Annotated in this window: 16 protein-coding genes; 4 read left to right on the top strand and 12 right to left on the bottom strand. The window is 63.6% G+C overall.

Translation table 11 applies throughout. The annotated features are described in order from the left end of the window. Positions 1–80: 80 nt before the first annotated feature. From ccoP to ccoN, 4 genes are read right to left on the bottom strand one after another with little or no spacing between them, the layout of a single operon-like run. Positions 81–1022: a cytochrome-c oxidase, cbb3-type subunit III gene (gene ccoP, locus ACF8GF_RS15670; protein ID WP_176685182.1), complete on the bottom strand. Its 942-nt coding sequence runs from the start codon at positions 1020–1022 to the stop codon at positions 81–83. Continuing rightward, positions 1019–1213, bottom strand: coding sequence for a cbb3-type cytochrome c oxidase subunit 3 (locus tag ACF8GF_RS15665; RefSeq protein ID WP_021784453.1), 195 nt, complete (start codon positions 1211–1213; stop codon positions 1019–1021). The genes ccoP and ACF8GF_RS15665 overlap by 4 nt, the downstream gene beginning before the upstream one ends. Before the next feature lie 5 nt (positions 1214–1218). Then, entirely contained in the window at positions 1219–1827 is a 609-nt protein-coding gene (gene ccoO, locus ACF8GF_RS15660; RefSeq protein ID WP_003254281.1) for a cytochrome-c oxidase, cbb3-type subunit II, read from the bottom strand. Positions 1828–1840: 13 nt separating this feature from the next. Next, positions 1841–3265, bottom strand: coding sequence for a cytochrome-c oxidase, cbb3-type subunit I (gene ccoN / locus ACF8GF_RS15655; RefSeq protein ID WP_003254280.1), 1425 nt, complete (start codon positions 3263–3265; stop codon positions 1841–1843). 50 nt (positions 3266–3315) lie between these two features. Between ccoN and ACF8GF_RS15650 the strand changes: the two genes are divergently transcribed. After that, the gene (locus ACF8GF_RS15650) at positions 3316–4008 is read left to right on the top strand and encodes an alpha/beta family hydrolase (RefSeq protein ID WP_245355031.1); all 693 of its coding nucleotides are present in this window, start codon (positions 3316–3318) and stop codon (positions 4006–4008) included. 103 nt (positions 4009–4111) lie between these two features. On the opposite strand, the gene ACF8GF_RS15645 is transcribed toward ACF8GF_RS15650, so the two are convergent. Continuing rightward, positions 4112–4396 (bottom strand): pyrimidine/purine nucleoside phosphorylase, encoded by a 285-nt coding sequence (locus ACF8GF_RS15645; RefSeq protein ID WP_176685183.1) that lies wholly within the window; start codon positions 4394–4396, stop codon positions 4112–4114. Positions 4397–4470: 74 nt separating this feature from the next. Then, the gene (locus tag ACF8GF_RS15640) at positions 4471–5022 is read right to left on the bottom strand and encodes an exonuclease domain-containing protein (protein WP_339443580.1); all 552 of its coding nucleotides are present in this window, start codon (positions 5020–5022) and stop codon (positions 4471–4473) included. A gap of 171 nt (positions 5023–5193) precedes the next feature. Here ACF8GF_RS15640 and ACF8GF_RS15635 point away from each other — a divergent pair, with 171 nt between their 5' ends. Together ACF8GF_RS15635 and ACF8GF_RS15630 are read left to right on the top strand one after the other, a co-directional pair. Then, complete coding sequence (locus tag ACF8GF_RS15635; protein WP_392487545.1) at positions 5194–5994, top strand: substrate-binding periplasmic protein; 801 nt, start codon at positions 5194–5196, stop codon at positions 5992–5994. 63 nt (positions 5995–6057) lie between these two features. Beyond that, the gene (locus ACF8GF_RS15630) at positions 6058–7071 is read left to right on the top strand and encodes a GNAT family N-acetyltransferase (RefSeq protein ID WP_392487544.1); all 1014 of its coding nucleotides are present in this window, start codon (positions 6058–6060) and stop codon (positions 7069–7071) included. A gap of 226 nt (positions 7072–7297) precedes the next feature. On the opposite strand, the gene ACF8GF_RS15625 is transcribed toward ACF8GF_RS15630, so the two are convergent. Then, the gene (locus ACF8GF_RS15625) at positions 7298–7828 is read right to left on the bottom strand and encodes an RNA polymerase factor sigma-70 (protein WP_010954997.1); all 531 of its coding nucleotides are present in this window, start codon (positions 7826–7828) and stop codon (positions 7298–7300) included. A 307-nt stretch (positions 7829–8135) separates the two neighbouring features. Here ACF8GF_RS15625 and ACF8GF_RS15620 point away from each other — a divergent pair, with 307 nt between their 5' ends. Beyond that, the gene (locus ACF8GF_RS15620; protein ID WP_392487543.1) at positions 8136–21089 is read left to right on the top strand and encodes a non-ribosomal peptide synthetase; all 12954 of its coding nucleotides are present in this window, start codon (positions 8136–8138) and stop codon (positions 21087–21089) included. A gap of 41 nt (positions 21090–21130) precedes the next feature. Here the strand turns inward: ACF8GF_RS15620 and ACF8GF_RS15615 are convergent, their stop codons facing one another. From ACF8GF_RS15615 to dsbD, 5 genes are all read right to left on the bottom strand, one after another. Next, positions 21131–21832 carry an ATP-binding cassette domain-containing protein gene (locus ACF8GF_RS15615; protein ID WP_392487542.1) on the bottom strand — a complete coding sequence of 234 codons (702 nt, stop codon included), beginning with the start codon at positions 21830–21832 and terminating at the stop codon, positions 21131–21133. Continuing rightward, positions 21832–22569, bottom strand: coding sequence for a hypothetical protein (locus ACF8GF_RS15610; protein WP_392487541.1), 738 nt, complete (start codon positions 22567–22569; stop codon positions 21832–21834). The genes ACF8GF_RS15615 and ACF8GF_RS15610 overlap by 1 nt, the downstream gene beginning before the upstream one ends. An 812-nt stretch (positions 22570–23381) precedes the next feature. Next, positions 23382–24140, bottom strand: coding sequence for a thiol:disulfide interchange protein DsbG (gene dsbG / locus ACF8GF_RS15605; RefSeq protein WP_176685682.1), 759 nt, complete (start codon positions 24138–24140; stop codon positions 23382–23384). Position 24141: 1 nt separating this feature from the next. Next, the gene (locus tag ACF8GF_RS15600) at positions 24142–24978 is read right to left on the bottom strand and encodes a TlpA disulfide reductase family protein (RefSeq protein ID WP_209967269.1); all 837 of its coding nucleotides are present in this window, start codon (positions 24976–24978) and stop codon (positions 24142–24144) included. After that, positions 24978–26693: a protein-disulfide reductase DsbD gene (dsbD, locus tag ACF8GF_RS15595; RefSeq protein WP_392487540.1), complete on the bottom strand. Its 1716-nt coding sequence runs from the start codon at positions 26691–26693 to the stop codon at positions 24978–24980. Before dsbD ends, ACF8GF_RS15600 begins: the two co-directional genes overlap by 1 nt. Positions 26694–26951 lie beyond the last annotated feature (258 nt).

Raw genomic sequence — 26951 nt, 5'->3', positions numbered from 1 at the left:
CAGGCGGCGAATGCCTTTCGGCGAACTCACTTGGCGAATGCCTTTCGGCGAACTCACTTGGTAAATCCCTTTCGGCGAACTCACTTGGCCGTCACAGTCTCAGCCGAACCATCCTGCGACAGGCTATACACGTAAGCCGCCAGCAGGTGCACCTTGTCATTCCCTTGGATCTCGGCCTGCGCCGGCATCTGCCCCTGGCGGCCATAACGAATGGTCTGCTGCAACTGGGCAAAGCTCGAGCCATAGATGAACGCCTGCGGGTGGGTCAGGTTCGGTGCGCCCATGGCGGGCGTACCTTTGCCTTCCGGGCCGTGGCAGGCCACGCAGTTGGCAGCAAAGATCTTCTGCCCGTTCTCGACATCGGCTTTCGCGCCCTCAGGCAGTGTGCGGCCATCGAGTTTGCTGACCACGAATGCAGCCACATCGGCCACGCCCTGGTCACCAATCACTTCGGCCCAGGCCGGCATCACGCCATGGCGACCACCCATGATGCTGGTCTTGATGGTTTCCGGATCGCCGCCCCAGCGCCAGTCATTGTCGGTGAGGTTGGGGAAGCCAAAAGCGCCCTTGGCGTCGGAGCCGTGGCACACCGAGCAGTTGGAGGCAAACAGGCGGCTGCCCATTTTCAGCGCCTGCGGGTCCTTCGCCACTTCTTCTACGGGCATGGCGGCGTATTTGGCGAAGATCGGACCGAACCTGGCATCGGCCTTGTCCATTTCCTTCTGCCATTCGTTGGCACCGGTCCAGCCATTTTCATAGCCCGGCAGGATGCCTTTCCAGTTGCCCAGGCCCGGATAAAGGATCAGGTAGCCGACCGAGAACACCAAGGTGCCAACAAACAGCCAGAACCACCACTTGGGCAGCGGGTTGTCGTACTCCTCGATGCCGTCGAAGCTGTGCCCCATGGTCTCGTCAGTGGTGTTGTTGCTCTGGCCCTTGCGCGTGGCGAGCAGCAGCCAGGTCAGGCCAATCAGGCTACCGATGGTCAGTACGCTGATGTACGTACTCCAGAAGGTGGTCATTGCCCGTTACTCCTTTTTGCAGCAGGTTCCTGCCCGGCAGGGGGCAGGCGGTCGTCGACGAAGGGCAGCAGGCGCGCTTCGGCGAAATCACGGTCGCGGCGGCGGTTGAAGACCCACAGGGTGAGGCCGATGAAGGCAATCATCACCACCAGGGTGCCCAGCCCGCGGATCATGCCGATGTCCATTTCCATCGCACTCACCTCTTGTTCTTGATCGCAGTGCCGAGCACTTGCAGGTAGGCGACCAGTGCATCCATCTCGGTCTTGCCCTTGACTGCTTCACGGGCGCCGGCGATGTCGTCGTCGGTGTACGGCACGCCCAGGGTGCGCAGGGTGCGCATCTTGACGTCGGTGTGGCTGTTGTCGACCTGCTGGGCAACCAGCCACGGGTAGGATGGCATCTTCGACTCCGGCACCACGTTGCGCGGGTTGTACAGGTGCGCACGGTGCCAGTCGTCCGAGTAGCGGCCACCGACCCTGGCCAGGTCCGGCCCGGTGCGCTTGGAACCCCACAGGAACGGGTGGTCCCACACGCTTTCACCGGCCACCGAGTAGTGGCCGTAACGCTCGGTTTCGGCGCGGAACGGGCGGATCATCTGCGAGTGGCAGCCCACGCAGCCTTCGCGGATGTAGACATCGCGGCCTTCCAGTTGCAGCGCGGTATAGGGCTTCATGCCCTCCACCGGTTTGTTGGTGACGTCCTGGAAGAACAGCGGGACGATCTGGGTGAGGCCGCCGATGCTGACGGCAAATACCATCAGCAGGGCCATCAGGCCGACGTTTTTCTCGATGACTTCATGTTTCATCAGGCGTTTCTCCTCAAGCCAACTGGGCGTTCGCAGGGGCGACGTCAAGCGCTGGCGAACGCACGGTGCGCCAGGTGTTCCAGGCCATCAGGAACATGCCGCTGAGGAAGATCGCGCCGCCGACGAAGCGCACGACGAAGCCTGGGTGGCTGGCCACCAGGGTTTCCACGAACGAGTAGGTGAGCGTGCCGTCGCTGTTGACCGCGCGCCACATCAGGCCCTGGGCGATGCCGTTGACCCACATCGAGGCGATGTACAGTACGGTACCGATGGTGGCCAGCCAGAAGTGCGCATTGATCAGGCCGAGGCTGTACATGCGTTCTTTGCCGAACACTTTGGGGATGGTGTGGTACAGCGCGCCGATCGAAATCATCGCTACCCAGCCGAGGGCGCCGGCGTGGACGTGGCCGATGGTCCAGTCGGTGTAGTGGGACAGGGCGTTGACCGTCTTGATGGCCATCATCGGGCCTTCGAAGGTGGACATGCCGTAGAACGCCAGCGACACCACCAGGAAGCGCAGGATCGGGTCGCTGCGCAATTTGTGCCAGGCGCCCGACAGGGTCATCATGCCGTTGATCATGCCGCCCCAGCTAGGTGCCAGCAGGATCAGCGACATCACCATGCCCAGCGACTGCGCCCAGTCGGGCAGGGCGGTGTAGTGCAGGTGGTGCGGGCCGGCCCAGATGTACAGGGTAATCAGTGCCCAGAAGTGCACGATCGACAAGCGATACGAATACACCGGCCGTTCGGCCTGCTTGGGCACGTAGTAGTACATCATCCCCAGGAAGCCTGCGGTCAGGAAGAAGCCCACCGCGTTATGGCCGTACCACCACTGCACCATGGCATCGGTGGCGCCTGCGTAGACCGAGTAGGATTTGGTCAGGCTGACCGGCAGCTCCAGGTTGTTGACGATGTGCAGCAGTGCCACGGTCAGGATGAAGGCGCCGAAGAACCAGTTGCCGACGTAGATGTGTTTGGTGTTGCGCTTCATCAGCGTGCCGAAGAACACGATGGCGTAGCCCACCCAGACGATGGTGATCAGAATGTCGATCGGCCATTCCAGTTCGGCGTATTCCTTGGAGCTGGTGTAGCCCAGCGGCAGGCTGATGGCCGCCAGCAGGATAACCAGTTGCCAGCCCCAGAACGTGAACGCGGCCAGGCCCGGTGCGAACAGGGTGGTCTGGCAGGTGCGTTGCACCGAATAATAGGAGGTGGCGAACAGTGCGCAGCCGCCGAACGCGAAGATCACCGCATTGGTATGCAGGGGGCGCAGGCGGCCGAAGCTGGTCCAGGGGAGGTCGAAGTTGAGGGACGGCCAGGCGAGCTGGGCGGCGATGAAGACGCCGAGCCCCATCCCGACGATTCCCCACACCACCGTCATGATGGCGAATTGGCGGACCACCTTGTAGTTATAGGCGGTACTGCTGGTTGTGTTCATGTATGGGTTCCCATCCACGGTTATTTGGCAGGCTTTACAGCGAGGCAAGCATGATTAATGGGCAAAGTGCCGGTATTGACGGGGATCAATGGGCGAAGGTCGCAAATGTCCCAGGCTTGCGCTGCGATCCTCCGCGGGTTGAAGGTAAAGAGGGCTACAAGGGGTGCCTGATCCTGGCCCATGGCGCGGGCGCGCCGATGGACAGCGGGTTCATGGACGAAATGGCGCAAAGGCTTGCGGCTCTTGGGGTAGCGGTAGTGCGCTTCGAGTTCCCGTACATGGCCGAGCGCAGGGTTACCGGTGGCAAGCGGCCGCCGAACCCGCAGAAGGTGTTGCTTGAATGCTGGCGCGAGGTGTACCGGCAAGTGCGACCTTTGGTCGCGGGCAAGCTGGCCGTGGGGGGCAAGTCCATGGGCGGGCGCATGGCGAGCCTGCTGGCCGACGAACTGGGCGCGGATGCGCTGGTGTGCCTGGGCTATCCGTTCTACGCGGTGGGTAAACCCGAGAAGCCACGGGTAGAGCACCTGGCCGAGTTGAAGACACCGACGTTGATCGTGCAGGGCGAGCGGGATGCGCTGGGTAACCGCGAGGCGGTGGCGGGGTATGCGTTGTCGCCGGCGATCGAGGTGAGCTGGCTAGCGGCGGGGGACCATGACCTGAAGCCGTTGAAGGCTTCGGGGTTCAGCCATGAGCAGCACTTGCAGGCGGCGGCTGAACGCGTTGCTGACTTCCTGAAGGATTAGTGCTGGATTCTTCGCGGGTAAACCCGCTCCTACAAGGACCGCACAACATCGAAGCACCTGTAGGAGCGGGTTCACCCGCGAAGAGGCCGGCACAGGCCGACGCTTAGTCGCGGTACTCGCACAGGTAGGCAGTATCCACCGCCACTTTCAGCTGGAACTTGCTGTCGGCGGCAACATTGAACTTGTCGCCTGCCTTGAACGTTTCCCAGTTGTCGCTACCCGGCAGTTTCACGGTCAGCGCGCCCGATACCACATGCATGATCTCGCGCTTGGCAGTGCCGAATTCGTATTCGCCCGGAGCCATGACGCCGACGGTGGCCGGGCCTTCTTCGCCCGAGAATGCGATCGACTTGACGGCGCCGTTGAAGTACTCGTTGACCTGGAACATGGGCGACTCCTGAAAAGAGGTGATGAAAAAGGGCTGGCCAGTATGCCCAAGCCCACAGGCCTCGTCATCTGCTTTCAGGGGCTGTTGGCGGGCAGGCTCAACGGTAATAGCCGCGCCGTGTTGCGCGCATCTTCCAGGGCCCTGTGCTGTTGCCCGCAAAAGTGCATGCCGGCCAGTTGCAGGGCGCCGTTCAGGCCGGTGGGGCGCTGCAGGTGGCGGGCCTTGGCAAAGCGTTGCTTGAGATTGATGTGCGGCAATGTGCGCAGCAGGCTGTCGAGGCCGTGCTGCTGCCACTCCTGGTGCAGTTGCTGGCGGTCGTAGTCGCCCCAGCTGACCCAGGCCTGAAGCTGCCCGCGGTGGTGCCCCAGCCAGCGCTCGAAGCTTGCCCACACCTCGCGAAACGGCGCGGCGTTGTCCACGTCGGCCTGGCTGATGTGGGTCAGTTCGCGGCAGAACGGGGTCAACTGCGGACGCCGCCGTGGCTTTACAAAACGCTGGAAATGGTTGACCTCGCGGCCTTCGCGGGTAACCAGGCTTGCGCCGATTTCAATGACTTCCATCTCTGTGACTGGCCACCCACCATCGTCGGTGGTGGCTTCCAGGTCGATCACCAACCAATGGCCCATACCAGGCTCCCTTGCAGATCCTGCTAGAGCGTAGCCAATGTCTGGGCATACGGCATCCTATGGCATTTTGCCGCCTGCTTTGGCACAAAGAGCAGGCACCGGTAGTTGTGCCGCCCCCGGAAAACGCCTAGCTTAAGCAGATACCGGCATAAAACGTGATGAGTGTCCGTCTTGACTCCAGCGCCCGGCCTCAAGGCCTTGTCCACCCTGATGCTGCTGGCCGTGTTCTGGTTGGCGGCACCCGTACGGGCGGGTGAAGCGGTCGAAGTGAAGATTGGCGCGGCCCATTTCCCGCCTTACACGGTGCGCCCCGAGCAAGGCGCCGATACCGGTTTGCTGCCGCAGTTGGTCGATGCACTCAACCGGGCGCAGCAGCACTATCACTTCGTTCTGGTGCCTACGTCTATCCAGCGGCGCTTCGGTGACTTCCAGCAGGGCCGCACCGACATGGCAATTTTCGAGAATCCACAATGGGGCTGGGAGCAGATTGCCCATCAGGCCGTGGACATGGGCCTGGAAGATGCCGAAGTGTTCGTCGCCCGCAAGGCAAATGGCAATGATCCACACTACTTCGATGACCTGCGCGGCAAGCGCCTGGCATTGTTCAACGGCTACCACTACGCGTTCGCCAGTTTCAACGCTGAGCCGGGCTACCTGCGCAAGACATACAATGCGACCCTGACCTATTCCCACGACAGCAACCTGCTGATGGTGCAGGCCGGCCGCGCCGATATCGCCCTGGTCACGCGCTCCTACCTCAGCGATTTTCTGGCACGCAACCCGGCGAGCAGGGCGCAACTGGTGCCTTCGCAACGCGTTGACCAGGTCTATCACCACTACGCTTTGCTACGCCCGGGTGCTCCGATCGGTGAGCAGTCGTTCGCGGAGCTGCTGCGCGCCCTGCGCAACAGTGGCGAACTGGCGCGCATCTTCGAGCCGTACCGTATCACGGTGGCTGCACCGCAAGACTAAATTCCCGCGTTGCGGCAACGTTCCCTGCAGTGTGTCTTTTCTTCATTTTCGTGAGTCAAGCCCATGCCGTTCGATGCCGCTTCGCAGCCACAGTCACCGCCACGCTGGCGTAGCCTCAGTGCCGAGGAGGGCGACAGCTGGCTAAGCCTGGCCCTTGAAGGCCGCCCCCTGATCCAGTTGCGTCTGGAGCCTGGCGCTTCTCTGCACGTTCACCTTGAGCGCTTTTGCCCCGAGCGCCCCTACCAAGCCTTGTGGGCCGCCTGCTATTGGTTGCTGTCGCGCGATACGGCCTGCCAGCGTCTGACCTGGCACCTGCCCGAAGTGCTGCCGCAGGCGTTGGCCAGTGGCCTGCTGCTGGGCGGTGAACAGCCGGGCCAGTACCTGTGCGAGCGCGCACTGTTCTGGCAACTGCCGCAGCCGTGGCTGGGCGAGTCGGTTGCCGGGGTCTATCCGCAGCAGATGCAGATCAGCAACGGCAAGCGCCACCCGCGCCGGGCGCCCAAGCCGCGGGGCGAAGTGTACCGGCGCTTCGATGCGCGCTTGGGCAGTTGGGTATCGCTGCGTACCCTGGAGATCGAGCATGACCTGGAGCGTTTCAACCGCTGGCAGAACAACCCTCGTGTGGAGGCGTTCTGGCAGGAGGGGGGCACGCTGGCGCAGCACCGCGAATACTTGGCCAAGCTCGAAGCCGACCCGCATACGTTGACGTTGATCGGTTGTTTCGATGACGAGCCGTTTGCCTACTTCGAGGCGTACTGGGCCAAGGAGGACCGCATTGCCCCCTTCTACCCGGCCGATGACTACGACCGCGGTATCCATATGCTGGTGGGAGAGGAGAGCCACCGAGGGCCGCACAAGGTGGCCAGTTGGCTATCGGCGTTGGTGCACTACCTGTTCCTGGATGACCCGCGCACCCAGCGGGTGGTGGCCGAGCCGCGCGCCGACAACGGCAAGATGATTGGCTACATGCACGACCAATGTTTCCATTGCGACAAAGAGTTCGACTTTCCACACAAGCGGGCGGCGTTGATGATTCTGGGGCGGGAGCGGTTTTTCGATCGTTGCAAGCTGACGTAGGGGCTAGTGTGGTGTTTCACAAATAACGACCATAACTCGCGGCGCTTTTTGCACTCATGCGGCGTTGTCGCTCCTCGCCGTAGCTGGGCTACGACTCGTCGCGACGCCTTGCCTGAACGCAAAAATCGCTCGCGAGCTATTGGCCGTATTTGCAAAACACCACACTAGCGCTGCAAGCAAAAGCAGAGCGATCCAGGTTCGCTCTCGCTTTTGCTTGCAGCTAGCTTCAGGCCTGCCGACTGGCCGTCTTGCGGCAATGCACCAGCGCATCGCGGATCATGAAGTTGACCAAGGTCGGCGATACGCCCAGTTCCTTGGCAATGTCCTTCTGCGGCACGCCATTAAGGCGGTACATCTCGAAAGCATAGCGGGTGCGTGGCGGCAGTTCGTTCAAGGCCTCTGCGATGTCGTTCAGCGCGGCGCGGTTGATGTGGGTGGCTTCGGGCGAGGCGTTCTGCACCACCACGTTCATGCCTTCCTCCTCGCTACCGGAGTACTTCAGCTCCATTGCCTGCTTGCGATAGTGGTCGATCGCCAGGTTGCGCACGATCTGGAACAGGTAGCTCAGCTGGGCCTTGAACGATGAGGTGATCTGCGGGGCGGTGCTGAGCCGGAAAAAGGCATCCTGTACCACGTCCTCAGCGCGCGAACGGCAGCCTGTGATGCGGGCGGCGATCTTGACCAGGATGCTGCGGTTGTCGACGAAGGCCTGCAGTAATGGTGAATCGCACTTACTTGTGGATAGTTGTTCCGCCATGGAAATCACCTTGTCACAGAGGGGAAAGGAGGCGCCCAAGGTTGGGAAGCTTCCTAAGACGTGCGACAAGCTATGTAAGATGATAATAATTGTCAAATGCGAAATGTAATTAATATCGACCTGTTTCAGTTCTAAGGCGCGGTTGGCTTTGGGGGATATGCCTTATCAACCCTTGAAGCCTAATCTCCCCCGCTAATTTCTCTCCCCGCCCATCCGTTCCCCTGTGTACATCCCCGGTCGCATACGTTGCCCGCCCATGTTGGTGGAGCAGCTGTCGGACCTAACCAGACACTGGCAGGAACACCCCATGACGGACGCCTTCGAACTCCCGCACACGCTGGTCCAGGCCCTGGCGCAACGCGCCTCGCAGACCCCGGACAGCATTGCCTTGCGCTTTCTGGCCGACGCGCCCGGCGAGCAGGCCGTGCTGAGCTACCGGGACCTCGACCAGCGCGCGCGCACCATCGCCGCCGCCTTGCAGGCTCGTACCCGCTTCGGCGATCGTGCAGTGCTGTTGTTTCCCAGCGGGCCGGACTATGTGGCGGCGTTCTTCGGCTGCCTGTATGCCGGGGTCATCGCGGTGCCGGCTTACCCACCGGAGTCGGCGCGCCAGCACCACCAGGAGCGTTTGCTGTCGATCATCGACGACGCCGAGCCGCGCCTGCTGCTGACCGTGGCGGCGCTGCACGACAGCCTGCAGGGCCTGGAAGCCCTGGCGGCGGACAATGCCCCCCAACTGCTGGCAGTGGATGGCTTGGACCCGGCCCTGGCGGCGAACTGGCGTGAGCCCGTACTCAAGGGCGATGACATCGCCTTCCTGCAGTACACCTCCGGTTCCACTGCGCTGCCCAAGGGCGTGCAGGTCAGTCATGGCAACCTGGTGGCCAACGAGCAACTGATCCGCCAAGGCTTTGGCATCGACCTCAACCCCGACGACGTGATCGTCAGCTGGCTGCCGCTTTATCACGATATGGGTCTGATCGGCGGCCTGCTGCAGCCGATTTTCAGTGGCGTGCCCTGCGTGCTGATGTCGCCGGGCTACTTCCTGGCCCGGCCGCTGCGCTGGTTGCAGGCCATCAGCGACTACGGTGGCACCATCAGCGGCGGGCCCGACTTCGCCTACCGCTTGTGCAGCGAACGGGTGAGCGAGGCTTCGCAGGCCGGGCTCGACCTGAGCCGCTGGCGCGTGGCCTATTCCGGTTCCGAGCCTATCCGCCAGGACAGCCTGGCCACCTTCGCCGACAAGTTCCAGGCCTGCGGCTTCGATCCGCAGAGTTTCTTCGCCAGTTATGGCCTGGCCGAAGCCACCCTGTTCGTCAGCGGCAGCCGTCGTGGCCAAGGTATCGCCGCGCTGGAGTTGGACGCCGCAGCCTTCGCTGCCAACCGTGCCGAGCCGGGCAAGGGCAGTGTGCTGATGAGCTGCGGCTACCCACAGCCGGGGCATGCCGTACGTATCGTCGAACCACAACGCCTGCAAGTGCTGGATGACAACCAGGTTGGCGAGATCTGGGCCGGCGGCCCGAGCATCGCATTGGGTTACTGGCGCAACCCCGAAGCCAGCGCTCGCACCTTTGTCGAAATGGACGGCCAGACCTGGCTGCGCACCGGCGACCTGGGCTTCATGCGTGACGGCGAGGTATTCGTCACTGGGCGTCTGAAGGACATGCTGATCGTGCGTGGGCAAAACCTGTACCCACAAGACCTGGAAAAAAACCTCGAGCGCGAAGTTCAGGTGCTGCGTAAAGGCCGGGTGGCGGTGTTCGCCGTCGAGCACCAAGGCGAGGAGGGCATCGGTGTCGCGGTGGAGATCAGCCGCAACGTGCAAAAGGCAATCAAGCCCCAGGACCTGATCAAGACCCTGCGCCAGGTCGTCGCCGACGCCTGCCGACAGGCCCCCGCCGTGGTCCTGCTGCTGAACCCCGGCGCGCTGCCGAAGACCTCCAGCGGCAAGTTGCAGCGCTCTGCCTGCCGCCTGCGCATGGACGATGGCAGCCTGGACTGCTATGCCCGTTTCCCTGAGGCAAGCGAAGCCGGTGCCGGTGCAACCGCTGGTGATGAGCTGCAAGCACGCATCGGCGCTGTGTGGCGCGACATCCTCGAGGTAGAGGCGGTGGCCGCGGACGACCACTTCCTGTTGCTGGGCGGTAACTCCATCGCCGCCACCCAGGTCACAGCGCGCCTGGCCGATGAGTTGGGTATCGACCTGAGCCTGCGCACGCTGTTCGAGGCGCCGGTACTGGCCGACTACAGCAAGGCCGTGGCACAGATCATCGCCGATGGCGCCGCAGGCACCGTGGCCATCACCACGCTGGAGCGCGCCCAGGCGTTGCCCCAGTCGCTGGCGCAGAACCGCTTGTGGCTGCTGTGGCTGCTGGAGCCGCAATCAGCGGCCTACAACATTCCCGCCGGCTTGCACCTGCGCGGCGAGCTGGATGTCGATGCCCTAAAAGCGGCCTTCCAGGCACTGGTGGCGCGCCATGAATCGCTGCGTACCGTGTTCAGCGAAGAGGATGGCCAGGCGCTGCAGCGTATCCTGCCGCAACAGCCGTTCAGCCTGCACCGCCTGGACCTTGAAAAGCACTCGCCCGAGCAGGTTGCCGCGCAGCGTGAAACCGAGGCCCGCCAGCCGTTCGACCTCACCCAGGGCTCGCTGCTGCGGGTAACCCTGGTGCGCCTGGGCGACGAAGAGCATCAGCTGTGGGTGACCCTGCACCACATCGTTGCCGACGGCTGGTCGCTGAACATCCTGCTCGAAGAATTCGCCAAGCTGTACGCCGCTCGCTGCCAAGGCCTGGAGGCCAACCTGGCGCCGCTACCCCTGGGTTACGCCGACTACGGCAGTTGGCAGCGGCAATGGCTGGCCGAAGGCGAAGCCGAGCGGCAGTTGCGATATTGGCAGGCGCGCCTGGGCGATGAACTGCCGGTGCTCGACCTGTGTACCGATCATCCACGTGCCAGCCAGCGCGACCATCGCGCCGCCCGTTTCAGCCTAAAGGTGCCGGCCAGGCTTACCGAAGCGCTCAAGGGCCTTGCCCGCGAGCAGCACGCCAGCCGGTTCATGGTCCTGCTGGCAGGTTGGCAGGCGCTGCTGCACCGCTACAGCGGCCAGGCCGATATCCGCGTCGGTGTGCCCAACGCCAACCGCCCGCGACTGGAAGCCCAGGGCCTGGTCGGCTTCTTCATCAACACCCAGGTGTTGCGCGCGCAGCTCGATGGCCGCCTGCCGTTCGCGCAGTTGCTGGCCCAGGTCCGTCAGGCCACCCTGGAAGCCCAGGCCAACCAGGACCTGCCATTCGAGCAGTTGGTCGAAGCCTTGCCAGAGGCCCGAGAGCAAGGCCTGTTCCAGGTCATGTTCAACCACCAGCAACGCGACCTGTCAGCCCTGCGGCGTCTGCCGGGGCTGTTGACCGAAGAGCTGGCGTGGCACAGCCGCGAAGCCAAGTTCGACTTGCAGTTGCACAGTGAGGAGGACCATCTGGGCCGCCTGAGCCTGGCCTTCGACTATGCCGCGGAGCTGTTCGAAGCCAGCACCGTCGAACGTCTGGCCCATCACCTGCTGGCGCTGCTGGAACAGGTGTGTGCCGCGCCGCAGCAGGCGCTGGGCGACGTGCAATTGCTGGATGAGCCCGGCCGTGCGCAACTGCTGGGTTGGGGCCAGGCACCGGCCGCCGCAGCGCAGCACCTGTTGGTCGAGCAACTCAATGAGCAGGCACGCCTGACGCCGCAGCGCACCGCCCTGATTTGGGACGGGGGCAGCCTGGATTACGCCGGGTTGCACCAGCAAGCCAACCGCCTGGCCCACTACCTGCGTGACAAAGGCGTCGGCCCCGATACCTGTGTGGCCATTGCCATCGAGCGCTCACCGCAATTGCTGGTCGGCCTGCTAGCCATTCTCAAGGCTGGCGGTGCCTACGTGCCGCTGGATGTCGATTACCCGGCCGAACGGCTGGCCTACATGCTGGCCGACTGCGACGCCCGTTTGCTACTGACCCACAGCAGCCTGCTGGGCAAGCTGCCGCAGGTCGACGGTGTCAGTGCCATTGCCCTCGACCAGTTGCACCTGGACAGCTGGCCCAGCCACGCTCCCGGTCTGCACCTGCACGGTGACAACCTGGCCTACGTGATTTACACCTCCGGCTCGACCGGCCAACCCAAGGGCGTGGGCAACACTCACGCGGCCCTGGCCGATCGCCTGCAATGGATGCAGGCCACCTATGCGTTGGATGACAGCGACGTGCTGATGCAGAAGGCGCCGATCAGTTTCGACGTCTCGGTGTGGGAATGCTTCTGGCCGCTGGTCACCGGCTGCAAGCTGGTGCTCGCCGGCCCCGGTGAACACCGCGACCCGCAGCGTATCGCTGCCATGGTCCAGGCCCATGGGGTGACCACGCTGCACTTCGTGCCGCCGCTGTTGCAGGTGTTCGTCCAGGAGCCGCAGGCGGGTGCCTGCACCAGCCTGCGCCGGGTGTTCTCGGGTGGCGAAGCGTTGTCCGCCACGCTACGAGACCGCGTGCTGCAAGTGCTGCCGCAGGTGCAGTTGCACAACCGTTACGGCCCGACCGAAACCGCCATCAACGTCACCCACTGGCACTGCCAGGCAGCGGACGGCGAGCGCTCGCCCATCGGCCGGCCGCTGGGCAATGTGCTGTGCCGCGTGCTGGACGATGAGCTGGAACTGACTATCCCCGGGGTGCCGGGCGAGCTGTACCTCGGTGGCGCGGGGTTGGCCCGTGGTTACCTGGGCCGCCCCGGCCTCACTGCCGAGCGCTTCGTACCCCAGGCCGACGGTAATGGTCAGCGTCTGTACCGCAGTGGCGATGGTGCCCGTTGGCAGGTGCAGATGGAGGCACTGGAATACCTTGGCCGCCTCGACCAGCAGGTAAAGGTGCGTGGCTTCCGCGTCGAACCCGAGGAAGTCCAGGCCGGCCTGCTGGCGCAGGCGGGTGTCGAACAGGCGCTGGTATTGATTCACAAGGATGCTGTCGGCGCGCAACTGGTGGGCTACTACTGTGGCAGCGCCCAGCCCGCCGAGCTGTTGGCAGTGCTGGCTGCCCAGTTGCCAGCGTACATGGTGCCGGCACAGCTCATCCCGCTGGCACAGATGCCGCTGGGCCCCAGCGGCAAGGTCGACCGCAAGGCGCTGCCGGCTCCGGTGTGGCAGCAGCGTGAGCATGTCGAACCACAAACCGAGTTGCAGCAACAGGTCGCTGCGATCTGGCGTGAAGTGCTGAACCTGCCGCGCATCGGCCTGCAGGACGACTTCTTCGCCCTGGGTGGCCACTCGCTGTTGGCCACCCAGATTGTCTCGCGCAGCCGCCAGGCCTGCGATGTCGAGCTGCCACTCAAGACCCTGTTCGAAGCCAGCGAACTGGGCGCCTTCTGTGCCGAGATCGCGCGCTTGCGCGCGGTCGGCGAGCGCAACCTGCAAGGCGAAATCGCCCGCGTCGACCGCCGCCAGGCCGTGCCGCTGTCGTACTCGCAGCAGCGCATGTGGTTCCTCTGGCAAATGGAGCCTGACAGCCCGGCGTACAACGTCGGCGGCATGGCACGCCTGCGCGGCACCCTGCACGTGGACGCCTTCGAGCGTGCGCTGCAGGCGCTGATCGTGCGTCACGAAACCTTGCGCACCACGTTCCCCAGCATCGACGGCGTGCCGTACCAGTGCGTGGCCGAAGACAGCGGTCTGCATCTGGACTGGCAAGACTTCAGCGCTTTGTCAGACGATGCCCGCCAGCAACGTTTGCAACAACTGGCCGACGACCAGGCGCACCAGCCCTTCGACCTGGAGCGGGGGCCGCTGCTGCGCGCCTGTCTGGTCAAGGCCGACGAGCGCGAGCACTGCTTCGTGCTGACGCTGCACCACATCGTCACCGAAGGCTGGGCCATGGACATCTTCGCCCGCGAATTGGGCGAGCTGTACGAGGCCTTCGTCGATGACCGCGAGTCGCCGCTGGCGCCGCTGCCGGTGCAGTACCTGGACTACAGCGTGTGGCAACGGCAATGGCTGGAAAGCGGCGAGGGCGCGCGCCAGTTGGCCTACTGGAAGGCTCGCCTGGGCGATGAACACCCGGTATTGGCCTTGCCCGCCGACCGCCCGCGGCCGGCTGTGCAAAGCCACCGTGGCGAGCTGTACCGCTTCGACCTCGACCCGGCCCTGGTCGCCCGCGTGCATGCCTTCAACAGCCAGCGCGGCCTGACCCTGTTCATGACCATGACCGCCACCCTGGCCGCCTTGCTGCACCGCTACAGTGGCCAGCGCGACCTGCGTATCGGCGCGCCGGTGGCCAACCGCATCCGTCCGGAAAGCGAAGGGCTGATCGGCGCCTTCCTCAACACCCAGGTGCTGCGCTGCGAGCTGGACGGCCAGATGACCGCCGCTCAGTTGTTGGAGCAGATGCGTCAGGCCGCCATCGAAGGCCAGTCGCACCAGGACCTGCCGTTCGACCAGTTGGTGGAGGCCTTGCAGCCGCCGCGCAGCAGCGCCTACAACCCACTGTTCCAGGTGATGTGCAACGTGCAGCGCTGGGCCTTCCAGCAAAGCCGCCAGCTTGCCGGCATGCAGGTGGATTACCTGGTCAATGACGCCAGCGCCACCAAGTTCGACCTGTACCTGGAGGTGACCGACCTCGACGGTCGCCTGGGTTGCTGCCTGACCTACAGCCGTGACCTGTTCGACGAGCCGCGCATCGCGCGCATGGCCGAGCATTGGCAGCAACTGCTGGTCGGCCTGCTGGACAACCCGCAACAGCGCCTGTGCGAACTGCCGATGCTGAGCAGCGCCGAGCAGCAGGTGCTGGTGGGCCAGTTGCAGGGCGAGCACGATTTCGACCTCGACCAGACCTTGCACGGCCTGTTCGCCGCCCAGGCCGCGCGCGCGCCACAGGCTGGCGCGTTGACCTTTGCCGGCCAGCACATGACCTACGCCGAACTCGACCAACAGGCCAACCGCCTGGCCCGCGCCCTGCGCGAGCGTGGTGTCGGCCCGCAGGTGCGCGTGGGCCTGGCCCTGGAGCGCTCGCTGGAAATGGTCGTCGGCCTGTTGGCCATCCTCAAGGCCGGTGGCGCCTATGTACCGCTCGACCCCGAGTACCCGCTCGACCGCCTGCGCTACATGATCGAAGACAGCCGCATCGGCCTGCTGCTGAGCCAGCGCGCGTTGCTGCAAACCCTCGGCGAGCTGCCCGAAGGCGTGGCGCGCTGGAGCCTGGAAGACGACGCTGCCAGCCTGTCGGCGTACAGCGACGCGCCGCTGGACAACCTCAATTTGCCGCAGCACCAGGCCTACCTGATCTATACCTCCGGCTCCACCGGCAAGCCCAAAGGTGTGGTGGTCAGCCATGGCGAATTCGCCATGCATTGCCAGGCAGTGATCGCCGCGTTCGGCATGCGCAGCGATGACTGCGAACTGCATTTCTATTCGATCAACTTCGATGCCGCCAGCGAGCGCCTGTGGGCGCCGCTGCTGTGTGGCGCCCGTGTGGTGCTGCGCGCCCAAGGGCAGTGGGGGGCTGAGGAAATCTGCCAACTGGTGCGTGAGCAGCAGGTGAGCATCCTCGGTTTCACCCCTAGCTACGGCAGCCAACTGGCCCAGTACCTGGGTGGGCGGGGCGAACAGTTGCCGGTGCGCCTGGTGATCACCGGCGGCGAAGCGCTGACCGGCGAGCACCTGCAGCGTATCCGCCAGGCCTTTGCGCCGCAGCAGTTCTTCAATGCGTACGGCCCGACCGAAACCGTGGTTATGCCGCTGGCGTGCCTGGCCCCAGAGGCCTTGCCAGCAGACCTTGGCAGCGTACCGATCGGCCGCGTCATCGGAAGCCGTACGGCCTACATCCTCGACGAGGATCTGGCCTTGTTGCCGCAAGGCGGCATTGGCGAACTGTATGTCGGCGGCGCCGGCCTGGCCCAGGGTTACCACGACCGGCCAGGCCTCACTGCCGAGCGCTTTGTCGCCGACCCGTTCAGTGCCGAAGGCGGGCGCCTGTACCGTACCGGCGACCTGGTACGCCTGGGTACCGATGGCCTGGTGGAGTATGTCGGCCGTGCCGACCAGCAGGTGAAGATCCGCGGCTTCCGCATCGAGCTGGGCGAAATCGAGAGCCGCCTGCAAGCGCATGCCGATGTCGAAGAAGCCGTGGTGCTGGCCCTTGATCTGCCGGGTGGCAAGCAACTGGTGGGTTACCTGGTGTGCAAGCAGGCCCCTGCCGACTGCGATACGCAAAGCCTGCTGCGCGAAGCGGTGAAGGCCAATGCCCGCCAGCACCTGCCGGACTACATGGTGCCCGCACACTTGGTTCTGCTCGAAAGCCTGCCGTTGATGGGGAACGGCAAGCTCGACCGCCATGCCTTGCCACTGCCCGACCTGGAGCAGGCGCGCCAGCAGTACCAGGCCCCGGGTAATGAGGTGGAAGCGCAACTGGCGCAGATCTGGCGCGACGTGCTGAACGTTGCCCAGGTCGGGGTGCAGGACAACTTCTTCGAACTGGGCGGCGACTCGATCCTGTCGATTCAGGTGGTCAGCCGCGCCCGGCAGGCCGGCTTGCAATTCACCCCGCGCGACCTGTTCCAGCATCAGACCATCCAGACCCTGGCAGCTGTGGTTCAGCTCAGCGAAGCCGTGAGCACGGTGGAGCAGGGACTGCGCCAGGGCCAGGCCGGGCTGACGCCGATCCAGCACTGGTTCTTCGACAGTGACGTGCCACAGCCGCAACACTGGAACCAGGCCGTGCTGCTGGAGGTGCGCCAACCCTTGGTTGAGGCCACCCTTGCACAGGCATTGGCTGCGCTGGTGCAGCACCATGACAGCCTGCGCCTGCGCTTCAGCGACGCCCAGGGCCGCTGGCAGGCGCAGTACGTGCGGCCTGGCGCCGAGCAACTGCTGTGGAGCGCCACAGTAGCCGATTTCAATGATTGTCAGGCGCTCTACACCGACGTGCAGCGCAGCCTGGACCTGCAACAAGGGCCGCTGCTGCGCGCCTTGCTGGTGCGTGACGGGCAGGGCACCCAGCGGTTGCTGCTGGCGATCCATCACCTGGTGGTCGATGGTGTGTCCTGGCGGGTGCTGCTGGAAGACCTGCAGGCGCTGTACCGTGGCCAGCCTCTGCCGGCCAAGACCCACGTCGTCGGCGACTGGGCCGCGCGCCTGGCCAGCTACGCTGGCAGCGATTCGCTGCGTGACGAACTGACCTGGTGGCAAGGCCAACTGGGTAGCGTGCGCCGCGAACTGCCATGCGATCACCCGCAGGGCAGCAATTTGCACCGCCACGCCCAGACCCTGGCTATCGGCCTGGACGTGGAGCAGACCCGACAACTGTTGCAACAAGCCCCGGCGGCTTACCACACCCAGGTCAACGACCTGCTGTTGACTGCACTGGCGCGGGCCTTGTGCCGCTGGAGCGGCGATGAAGAAGTGCTGGTGCAGCTCGAAGGCCATGGCCGTGACGGGCTGTTCGAAGACATGGACCTGACCCGCAGCGTCGGCTGGTTCACCAATGCCTACCCATTGAGCCTGCGTCCGCTGCCAGGTGAAGACGACGCGGCGCGGGCCGGTTCGATCAAGCGCATCAAGGAACAACTGCGCCAGGTGCCGCACAAGGGCCTGGGCTACGGCGTACTGCGCTACCTGGCGGATGCCGCCGGGCGCGAGCAGATGGCAGCCTTGCCGCAGGCGCGCATCACCTTCAACTACCTGGGCCAGTTCGACCAGCAGTTCGACAGTACAGCCCTGTTCCAGCCCCTGGAGGCCCCAGCCGGGTTGGCGCATGACCTCGATGCGCCGTTGCCCAACTGGTTGAGCGTCGATGGCCAGGTGTATGGCGGTGCTCTGCAATTGCGCTGGACCTTCAGCGCCGAGCGCTACGACCAGCAGACCATCGCGGGTCTGGCTGAGGCCTATCGTCAGGAGCTGCTGGCGCTGGTCGCGCATTGCCTGGCCGATGGCAATGGCAGCTTCACCCCATCAGACTTCCCGCTGGCGCACCTGACTCAGGAGCAGATCGACGCATTGCCGGTCCCGGCCGCGCAGATCGAGGACGTTTACCCGCTGACGCCGATGCAGGAAGGCATGCTGCTGCACACCCTGCTGGAGCCGGGCACTGGCCTCTACTACATGCAGGACCGCTACCGTATCAACAGCGCCCTCGACCCTGAGCGTTTCGCCCAGGCCTGGCAGGCGGTGGTGGCGCGCCACGAAGCGTTGCGCGCCTCGTTCAGTTGGAACAGCGGCGAGGCGATGCTGCAGATCATCCACAAGCCAGGCAACCTGGCGGTGGACTACCAGGACTGGCGCGGCCTGGCTGAGGATGCCCAGGAGCAGCGCCTGCAGGCTCTGCACAAGCAGGAGCGCGAGGCCGGCTTTGCCCTGCTCAGCGAGGCACCGTTCCACCTGCGCCTGGTGCGCGTGGCCGATGAACGCTACTGGTTCATGATGAGCAACCACCACATCCTTATCGATGCCTGGTGCCGCTCGCTGTTGATGAACGACTTCTTCGAGGTCTACCAGGCCCTTGGCGAAGGCCGTCAGGCCCAACTGCCGGTGCCGCCGCGTTACCGCGATTACATCGGTTGGCTGCAACGCCAGGGCCTGGACGACGCACGCGCCTGGTGGCAGGCCAACCTGGCCGGCTTCGAACGTGCTACAGCCATCCCTAGCGACCGCCCGCTGCGCCATGATCACGCCGGTAGCGGCATGGTCGTCGGCGACTGCTACACCCGCCTGGAGGTGAGTGATGGTGTGCGTCTGCGCGAACTGGCCCAGGCTCATCAGCTCACCGTCAACACCTTCGCCCAGGCGGCCTGGGCCCTGGTGTTGGCGCGTCACAGCGGCGACCGCGATGTGGCCTTTGGCGTGACCGTGGCCGGTCGCCCGGTGAGCATGCCGCAGATGCAACGCACCGTCGGCCTGTTCATCAACAGCGTGGCCCTGCGCGTGCAGTTGCCCATCGCTGGTGAGCGTTGCAGCGTACGCCAGTGGCTGCAGGGCCTGCTGCAAAGCAACATGGAACTGCGCGAGTACGAATACCTGCCGCTGGTGGCGATCCAGGCGTGCAGCGAGTTGCCCAAGGGCCAGCCGCTGTTCGACAGCCTGTTCGTGTTCGAGAATGCGCCGGTTGAAACCGCCGTGCTCGATCACGCCCAGCACCTGAACGCCAGCTCCGACTCGGGCCGTACCCACACCAACTTCCCGCTGACGGCGGTGTGTTACCCGGGTGATGACCTGGGCCTGCACCTGTCGTTCGACCAGCGTTACTTCGACTACCCGACCGTCGAGCGTCTGCTGGCCGAATTCAAGCGCCTGCTGCTGGCGCTGGTACAAGGTTTTGAAGGGGCGGTGAGCGAGCTACCGTTGCTGAGCGCCCAAGAGCAAGGCTTCCTGCTGGAGGACTGCAACCGGACCGAGCGGGTTTATCCGCTGGAACAAAGCTACATCGCGCAGTTCGAAGCGCAGGTCGTGGCGCATCCGCAGCGTACCGTGGCCTGCTGCCTGGAGGCGTCCTACGATTACGCCGGGCTGAACCTGGCGGCCAACCGCCTGGGCCATGCGCTGGTGGCTGCCGGGGTCTGCGTGGACCAGCCAGTGGCACTGCTTGCCGAGCGTGGGTTGCCGCTGCTGGGCATGATTGTCGGCAGCTTCAAGGCCGGGGCCGGCTACCTGCCGCTGGACCCGGGCCTGCCGGCGGCGCGCCTGCAAAGCATCATCCAGCTCAGCCGTACGCCAGTGCTGGTGTGCAGCGCGGCCTGCGCCGAGCAGGGGCGGCAGTTGCTCGGTGAGCTGGAGACTGCGCTGCGGCCGCGACTGCTGGTCTGGGAAGACATCCAGGCCAACCCGATCGCAAGCCACAATCCGGGTATCCACAGTGGCCCGGACAACCTCGCCTACGTGATCTACACCTCAGGCTCGACCGGCCTGCCGAAAGGGGTGATGGTCGAGCAGCGTGGCATGCTCAACAACCAGCTGAGCAAGGTGCCGTACCTGGCCCTGAGCGAGCAGGACGTGATTGCCCAGACCGCCTCGCAAAGCTTCGACATCTCGGTCTGGCAGTTCCTGGCTGCGCCGCTGTTCGGCGCCAAGGTAGAGATCGTGCCTAACGCCATCGCCCATGACCCGCAGGGCCTGCTGGCGCATGTGCAAACTACCGGCATCACCGTGCTGGAGAGCGTGCCGTCGCTGATCCAGGGCATGCTGGCCAGCGACCACCAGGCCCTCGACGGCCTGCGCTGGATGCTGCCGACCGGCGAGGCCATGCCACCGGAGCTGGCGGCGCAGTGGCTGCAGCGCTACCCGCAGATCGGCCTGGTCAATGCCTATGGGCCGGCGGAGTGCTCGGATGACGTGGCGTTCTTCCGCGTCGATGCCGCCTCGACCCAAGGCAGCTACCTGCCCATCGGCACGCCAACCGATAACAACCGCCTGTACCTGTTCGGCGAGGACCAGGCACTGGTGCCGCTGGGTGCGGTGGGCGAGTTGTGCGTGGCTGGTACGGGTGTAGGCCGTGGCTACGTCGGTGACCCGGTGCGCACGGCACTGGCGTTCATCCCTCACCCTTACGGGGCGCCGGGCGAACGCCTGTACCGCACTGGCGACCTGGCGCGGCAACGCCCGGACGGTGTGCTGGAGTACGTCGGGCGCATCGACCATCAGGTGAAGATTCGCGGCTATCGCATCGAGCTGGGCGAGATCGAGGCCCGGCTGCATGAGCAGGCGGAAATTCGCGATGCTGCCGTGGCGGTGCAGGAGGGCGTGAACGGCAAGCATCTGGTTGGCTACCTGGTGGCGCACCAGGGCGTCAGTGCCGATGCCGCGTTGCTGGAGCAGGTCAAGCAACGACTGCGTGCCGAGTTGCCGGAGTACATGGTGCCGTTGCATTGGGGCTGGTTCGACAGCTTGCCGCACAACGCCAACGGCAAGCTCGACCGCAAGGCCCTGCCAGCCATCGACATCGGCGGCCAATACAGTCAGGCCTATCAGGCGCCACGCAACGAATTGGAGGACGTGTTGGCGGGTATCTGGGCCGATGTGCTCAAAGCCGAGCGGGTGGGGGTGCACGACAACTTCTTCGAGCTGGGCGGGCATTCGCTGTTGGCCACGCAGATCGCTTCGCGGGTGCAGAAGCAGCTACAGCTGAACGTGCCGCTGCGGGCGATGTTCGAGTGCAGCACGGTGGAGGCGTTGGCCGAGTATGTACAGGGGCTGCAGGGCAGTGCGCTGGATGATGACAAGGTCGATCGGCTCAGTGACCTGATGGCGGAGCTGGAGGGGCTGTGATGGGCAGGGGCGCTTGGCGCCCCTTTCAATGGCCACGGTACCTAGACCGAAGCATTGATAAAGGCTTCATCCAGCGATTTGGCATGGTGGCGTTCCATGAACTGTCCACCACTGTCAAACGCTTCCAGTCGTTTGTTTGCGAGCATATAAAAGCGCTGGCAGTTTTTCGTGATTTCCTCTGTGTAATGAGAAGATATCAGCACGCTCGCACCTTCCGCGCACGCGCTTTTAATACCGAGCCATATATAGTGTCGAAATTCAGGGTCTACGCCAGCCGTTGGCTCGTCAAGAATGATCAAGTCACTGTTTAAAAGTAGCAAGGTCAGCGTGAAATAGCTGCGAATTTCACCGTAGCTGCAATTGGCGGCTTTTTTTTTGGCGATTTCCGCATATCGCCTGGACAGTGACGGGGACCATTTGGCTAGTTTCGAGAGAATCTCTGTGTGATCTGGGGAAACGTTGGGGGTCAGGCTGGTGATAAGCTTGCCCGCTTCGTTCATGCGGAGCAATGGGGGCGGTGTAAGGATTTGCGTCAAATAGGCCTGACGCCTGGATAAATTGGAAATAGCACCCTTTGTCGGCTTCTTTATTTTACAGATGAGGTCGAAAAGGGTTGTCTTTCCTGCTCCGTTGTTGCCCAGAATACCGACCAGTTCCCCTGCTTTTATAGTGAGTTCAATGTCGTTCAGCAGCGGGTTTCCGCTGTATCCGAAGTGAAGGTTGTTTATAGTTAAAATGTCCATCAGTATCGGCTCCATATGGGTTGAATTCTGAAATACCTTCCAGTCAGGTATGTCGAGGCTGCAGAGGCCGAAAGTGCAATCAGGAAACTGTTGAGAAGGGGCATTTCGCCATGGAAGATCTGCGCGCTTAAAAAGAGCGGGTTGATCAGCGTTAGCGCCTGCGAAGCATCGTGCCCCATTGTGGCGCCGTTGTATCCGGAGACCAGCATGAGAAATGACATGAGCGAAAAAAGGGTGCTGGCCGTGCTGAATTTTATCGGCAGCGCAGCGATCCCCAGGCCGATACAGGTGAACATGAGGTAACTGGTGTAAAAGCATGCCATCAGATAGAGGAATTCAGGGAGTGAGTACTGACCTCGCAAGGGTTTGGTCAAGAGGTAAAATAGTGTGGCGTAAAGTGTGCTCAATAATAAATAGCTGAGTGTATGGGCCGTCAGGAATAGCTTGATTGCGCCGTGTTGGTAGATGAAGGACCGCGTGAAGCCACTTTCCCTTCTGCCGATAAGGTAGAAGCTGAATCCAAAGAACGCGAGGGTGGCAGAGATGTATGAGTAGAACCAGGCGGCTGAAGCGGTATAGGTTGAGGTTGCATGTGTTGGGTTGGTGATGATGTAGAGTATGCAAGGGGCCAGCGCTGACCAAAGAAGCGATGTGGGCTCCCTCAAGTGCTCAGTGGTCAAGATTCTTGTGATACTTGTGATTTTTTTTGCGCTGCGGATAAAGTGGTTTGGGTTCATGGGTGGACCATTTTGGTGTCATGGTTGCGTGTTATTTGATTTTGCAGTGAGTGTCGAAGCCAATGCCACGAGGTTAATGCCATATTGATTTTTCATGAGTGCCTCCTGGTTTTTGGTTTGTCTGAAATGTACGGGTATGGAGGTTTAGGCGTTCGGCTGTTTCAAGTCAATCTTTCGGTGGGGTGGCGTGGCTGGAAGTGATATTGGAATGTTTGGTTTAAAGCTATTTTTGTGGGAAAGTTCTTCAGAAGGGTCTTACTTAAGTCTGATAATGTTTTTTGGGGTTTATTTTTTCTTCTAGTTGTGTGAGAAATTTCGGTTTTTGATGCTCGAATACTCTGTCGTGAACGTCCGAGTGTTCTTTGTTGTGCGTGTGTGTGGGATTTGAATAAGGGAAGCAAGCAGACGATGTTTAGCGAAGGGGCGTGCCGAATAATTGTTTCTGGGTATGTTGAGTGGCAGGTTTAAATCTGCGCGGGGTAGATTTGCCGGGCCTGGAGATCTACTGCTTGCGAAAGAACGGCCTGCGTCCAATCACCAATGTGTGTCCACTCCCGATCAGCGTAGGAGCGGGTTTACCCGCGAATACAATGGCGGCGGCAACGGTGAACGGCTGGTGGAAATTGGCCAGCAGGTCCGGCCCTTTCGCGGGTAAACCCGCTCCTACACTTGACCGCGCAGGCCTTGCGATCACAATCCAGCCGTTAGCGCGAGCCCCGTAGGAGCGGATTCACCCGCGAACACCGGCGTAGCCGGTGCCATGCCCCGCGTCATCTGCTTCGCGGCGCTCTATCTGTGCCCCACCACATGCACTAGCGCTTGCCCAGAATCTTCCCAAGCATCTCAGGCCGTGGTGCCCCTTGCTGGCTTTGCAGGTTGCCTTGCTCATCCTGATAGAAAATGGCCGGGGTCGCCTGCAACCCCATCTCTTCCATCAACGCCATGTTCGCCGCCAGCTTCTGTTGCACAGCCTCTGGCACCTGCTCGAGTGCCTTCAGCGTGCTGGCCTTGCCGGCCTTTTCATGCTGCTGCAGGGCCTTGGCCGGATCTTTCGCTGCCAGCAGCGCCGCCGACTTGCCCGGGCTGTCCTCACGGATGATGCCGACCATGATATGGCGCAACTGCACCTTGCCCGACTCCACCCACGGCCGCGCCTGTTCCCAGAACATGTTGCAGTATGGGCAGTTCGGGTCGCTGAACAGGTATACCTTGCGCGGCGCGTCGGCCTTGCCGTCGGCGATCCACGCGGTTTTTTCCATTTTCGCCCAGATTTCCTTGCTCATCGGCGCGTATACAAGCTTCTGCAGTGGCTCGGCGCTAAGGTCCTTGCCCTGTTCGTCGAACAGGCTGCCGACCAGTACGTGCTTGCCGTCAGGGGTCAGGTACAGGGCCAGGGCGTTGTTCTGGTACTCGGCGGCATAACCGCGCAGGCCGTTGGGCGCATCGAAGCTGCCCTTGATCACGGCGCCTTTGGCTTGCAGTTGCTGAACCGCCTTGGGCAGTTCTTCGGCCTGCAGGGCAGGGGTGGCCAGCAGGGCCAGGGACAGGGGCAGCAGTGCAGTCAATCGCATGTCAGTTTCCTTGTGCGGCAGGGGCGGGCGCCAGGGCCCGTTCGAAGGGTTCCAGAGCGTGGCGCAGGCTGGCCCGGGACAGCTCGCCCAGGTGGCTGCCGATCAGCCGCCCGTTGGCGTCGTAGAACAGGGTGGTGGGCAGGGCCATGGAGCCGACACGCTGGGCCAGCAGGCCGGTGCCGTCGAATAGCACGTGGGTCAGGCTCAGGCCGGTGGTGGCGAGGAAGGTGCTGACGTTTTCCGGGGTCTCGCCCTGGTTGACGAACAGGAAGGTCACGTGCGGGTAATCGCTTTGTGCCTGTTGCAGCACGGGCATCTCACGCCGACACGGTGGACACCAGGTGGCCCAGATATTGATGACCAGCGGCTTGCCGCGGTAGCTGTGCAATGCCACGGACTGGCCGCCGGCGTTGCGCAGGCTCAGTTCGGGCAACTCGGTGCCTTTGCTGTACAGGTGGCCGCCGAGGCTGGCCAGGCCCCAGAACAGTGCGCCGCTGAACAGCGCCCAGCCTAGCGGGCGACGCAGGCCGGGGTGGCGCCAGCCCTGCCACAGGGCACCTGCCACGATGCCGGCAAGGCCCGGCCAGAACAGGAAGCCGCCATCACGGATGTCGATGATTTGCAGTGGTTCGTCCTGGTACATCGTCCAGTAGGCCAGCACGAAACCGGCGCGGGCACACAGCAGGCCGATCAGGAACAGGTTGAACAGCGCCGATTCCGGGCTCTCGCCGCCACGTCGGGCGACCCACCAGCCGACCACGCTTGCGATCACCAGGGCGGTGAGCATCAGCAGGTGGTTGAGGGCCATGGTCAGTGGCCCGAGTGTTACGGTCAGCATCAGCCTTGGCTCCTGGTCTGGACCCAGTGTTGCTGGAACGCTGCTGCATCCACCTCACCGGTGATGCGCCGCGCGCGGCGTTCTTCGCCTTCCGGGCCGATCCAGATGATGCTGGGCGGGCCGGGTACCTGGTAGCGCTGTAGCAGGGCTTTGCTGGCTGGGCTGTCGGCGGTCACGTCCAGGCGCAGCAGGTGCACGCCGGCCAGGCCGGTCTGCACGTCGCTGCGGGCGAACACCTGTTTTTCCATGACTTTGCACGACACGCACCAGTCGGCATAGTAGTCGAGCATCACCCACTGGCCGCGGGCTTTGGCCGCGTCCAGCTCACGTTGCAGGTCCTCGGGGCGGCTGACGGTGACGAAGCTGTCCTCGGCATGCTGGCCAGCGGCCGCTGTGCTGCCACCCCCGGCGAACGGGCGTAGTGGCTGCCAGAGGTCGTCGCCGCCTGCTGCCGCACCGACCAGCAACAGGCCGCCCCACAGGGCGCCGAGCAACGGCACTGCACGCAACGCCGGCAGGCGCTGCAGGGCTGGCCAGGCGGCCCAGGCCAGGGCGATCAGCCAGGCGCCGCTCAGTGCCAGCAGCAAGGTAGCAGGCAGCAGGCTGCGCACGGTGTACAGTGCCATGGCCAGGAACACGAAACCGAACACACCCTTGACCCGGTTCATCCACGCACCCGGGCGCGGCAGGTAACGGTTGCCCAGGGTTACCAGCAACAGCAGCGGCACGCCCATGCCCAGGCCGAGGCTGAACAGCACCAGCGCGCCTTGCAGTACGTCACCGCTTTGCGCGATGTACAGCAGCGCACCGGCCAACGGCGCAGTCATGCACGGGCCGAGCAACAGGCCGGACAACGCCCCGAGCAATGCCGCGCCATACAGGTTGCCGCCACGGGTACCTTGCCCGGCGCGGTCCAGGCGGTCGCGCAGGGCGGCAGGCAGTTGCAGTTCGAAGGCGCCGAACATCGGCAGTGCCAGCAGCACGAACAGCCCCGCCAGGCTGCCCAGCAGCCAGGGTTGCTGCAGCCAGGCCTGCAGGCTGGCACCCAGCAGGGCAGCAACCACCCCGAGCCCGGCGTACACCAGGGCCATGCTCAGCACATAGACCCCGGCCAGCAGCCAGCCGCGCCGGGCACTGGCGCCATTGCCCAGCACCAGCCCGGCAAGGATCGGCAGCATCGGCAGCGAGCAGGGGGTGAAGGCCAGCAGCAGCCCAAGGCCGAAGAACGCCAGCAGGCTCCAGGCCAGGTGGCCTTGCTGAAGGCCGCTGGCCAGGGCCTGGTCGCTGGCTTGCTCGGCGGCGGGCGTTACGCTGCCACCCAAGTCGATCGAGGTGGTTTGCGGCGGGTAGCACAGGCCGGCATCGGCGCAGCCCTGCCAGCCCAGGCGCAATTGGCCCTGGGCAGTGGCCGGCAGCAGCAGTTCGAGCTGGTCACGGTACACCGCGCTGTCACCGAAGAACTCGTCATGGTGGTTGAGCGCTGGCGGCAGCTGCGGGTGTTGCTCTGCAGGCAGGCCGTCGAACTTCAGGCGCTTCTGGTACAGGTAGTAGCCCGGCTTGATCTGGAAGTACAGGCGCATCTGGCCGTCGGCCTGGCGGTCGTGGGTGAGCACGAAGGCTTGGTCAACCGGCAGGAAGTCTGGTTTCACATCGAACGGGTTGGCTTGCAACGGGCCGGCCAGTAGGAGTGTGAGGAAGAGCAGGAGAACGCGCATGTCTTCGCCTTGGCAGATCTGGGAATGGGGCCATGCTGGCTGGGGTCGATTAAATGAAGGTTAACGCGGGTGTTGGGGTTGGGGGGGGCAGGAGTATTAAGAGTTTGTTCTGGATTTGCAGGGTCTTCGTTGCTGGATTTTCGAGGGGGCGGCGTTGGAGTTTTGAGGTGTTTGCCGGGAGATTTTCAGCGCCTGTGAGATCGAGCGCCGCCCGCGCGGCGCTTCGCGGGTAAACCCGCTCCTACGTTTGTTTCGGGC

The sequence above is a fragment of the Pseudomonas sp. yb_5 genome (assembly GCF_043103865.1).
Lineage (GTDB): Bacteria > Pseudomonadota > Gammaproteobacteria > Pseudomonadales > Pseudomonadaceae > Aquipseudomonas > Aquipseudomonas putida_Y.
The sequence above is the reverse complement of the archived record's forward strand: the minus strand, read 5'-3'. Positions and strand labels throughout refer to the sequence as shown.

What these genes read in the sequence shown, in the direction of transcription:
- ccoP (WP_176685182.1), bottom strand. Translation starts at nt 1,022, where the DNA reads ATGACCACCTTCTGGAGTACGTACATCAGCGTACTGACCATCGGTAGC.
- ACF8GF_RS15665 (WP_021784453.1), bottom strand. Translation starts at nt 1,213, where the DNA reads ATGGAAATGGACATCGGCATGATCCGCGGGCTGGGCACCCTGGTGGTG.
- ccoO (WP_003254281.1), bottom strand. Translation starts at nt 1,827, where the DNA reads ATGAAACATGAAGTCATCGAGAAAAACGTCGGCCTGATGGCCCTGCTG.
- ccoN (WP_003254280.1), bottom strand. Translation starts at nt 3,265, where the DNA reads ATGAACACAACCAGCAGTACCGCCTATAACTACAAGGTGGTCCGCCAA.
- ACF8GF_RS15650 (WP_245355031.1), top strand. Translation starts at nt 3,316, where the DNA reads ATGATTAATGGGCAAAGTGCCGGTATTGACGGGGATCAATGGGCGAAG.
- ACF8GF_RS15645 (WP_176685183.1), bottom strand. Translation starts at nt 4,396, where the DNA reads ATGTTCCAGGTCAACGAGTACTTCAACGGCGCCGTCAAGTCGATCGCA.
- ACF8GF_RS15640 (WP_339443580.1), bottom strand. Translation starts at nt 5,022, where the DNA reads ATGGGCCATTGGTTGGTGATCGACCTGGAAGCCACCACCGACGATGGT.
- ACF8GF_RS15630 (WP_392487544.1), top strand. Translation starts at nt 6,058, where the DNA reads ATGCCGTTCGATGCCGCTTCGCAGCCACAGTCACCGCCACGCTGGCGT.
- ACF8GF_RS15625 (WP_010954997.1), bottom strand. Translation starts at nt 7,828, where the DNA reads ATGGCGGAACAACTATCCACAAGTAAGTGCGATTCACCATTACTGCAG.
- ACF8GF_RS15620 (WP_392487543.1), top strand. Translation starts at nt 8,136, where the DNA reads ATGACGGACGCCTTCGAACTCCCGCACACGCTGGTCCAGGCCCTGGCG.
- ACF8GF_RS15615 (WP_392487542.1), bottom strand. Translation starts at nt 21,832, where the DNA reads ATGGACATTTTAACTATAAACAACCTTCACTTCGGATACAGCGGAAAC.
- ACF8GF_RS15610 (WP_392487541.1), bottom strand. Translation starts at nt 22,569, where the DNA reads ATGAACCCAAACCACTTTATCCGCAGCGCAAAAAAAATCACAAGTATC.
- dsbG (WP_176685682.1), bottom strand. Translation starts at nt 24,140, where the DNA reads ATGCGATTGACTGCACTGCTGCCCCTGTCCCTGGCCCTGCTGGCCACC.
- ACF8GF_RS15600 (WP_209967269.1), bottom strand. Translation starts at nt 24,978, where the DNA reads ATGCTGACCGTAACACTCGGGCCACTGACCATGGCCCTCAACCACCTG.
- dsbD (WP_392487540.1), bottom strand. Translation starts at nt 26,693, where the DNA reads ATGCGCGTTCTCCTGCTCTTCCTCACACTCCTACTGGCCGGCCCGTTG.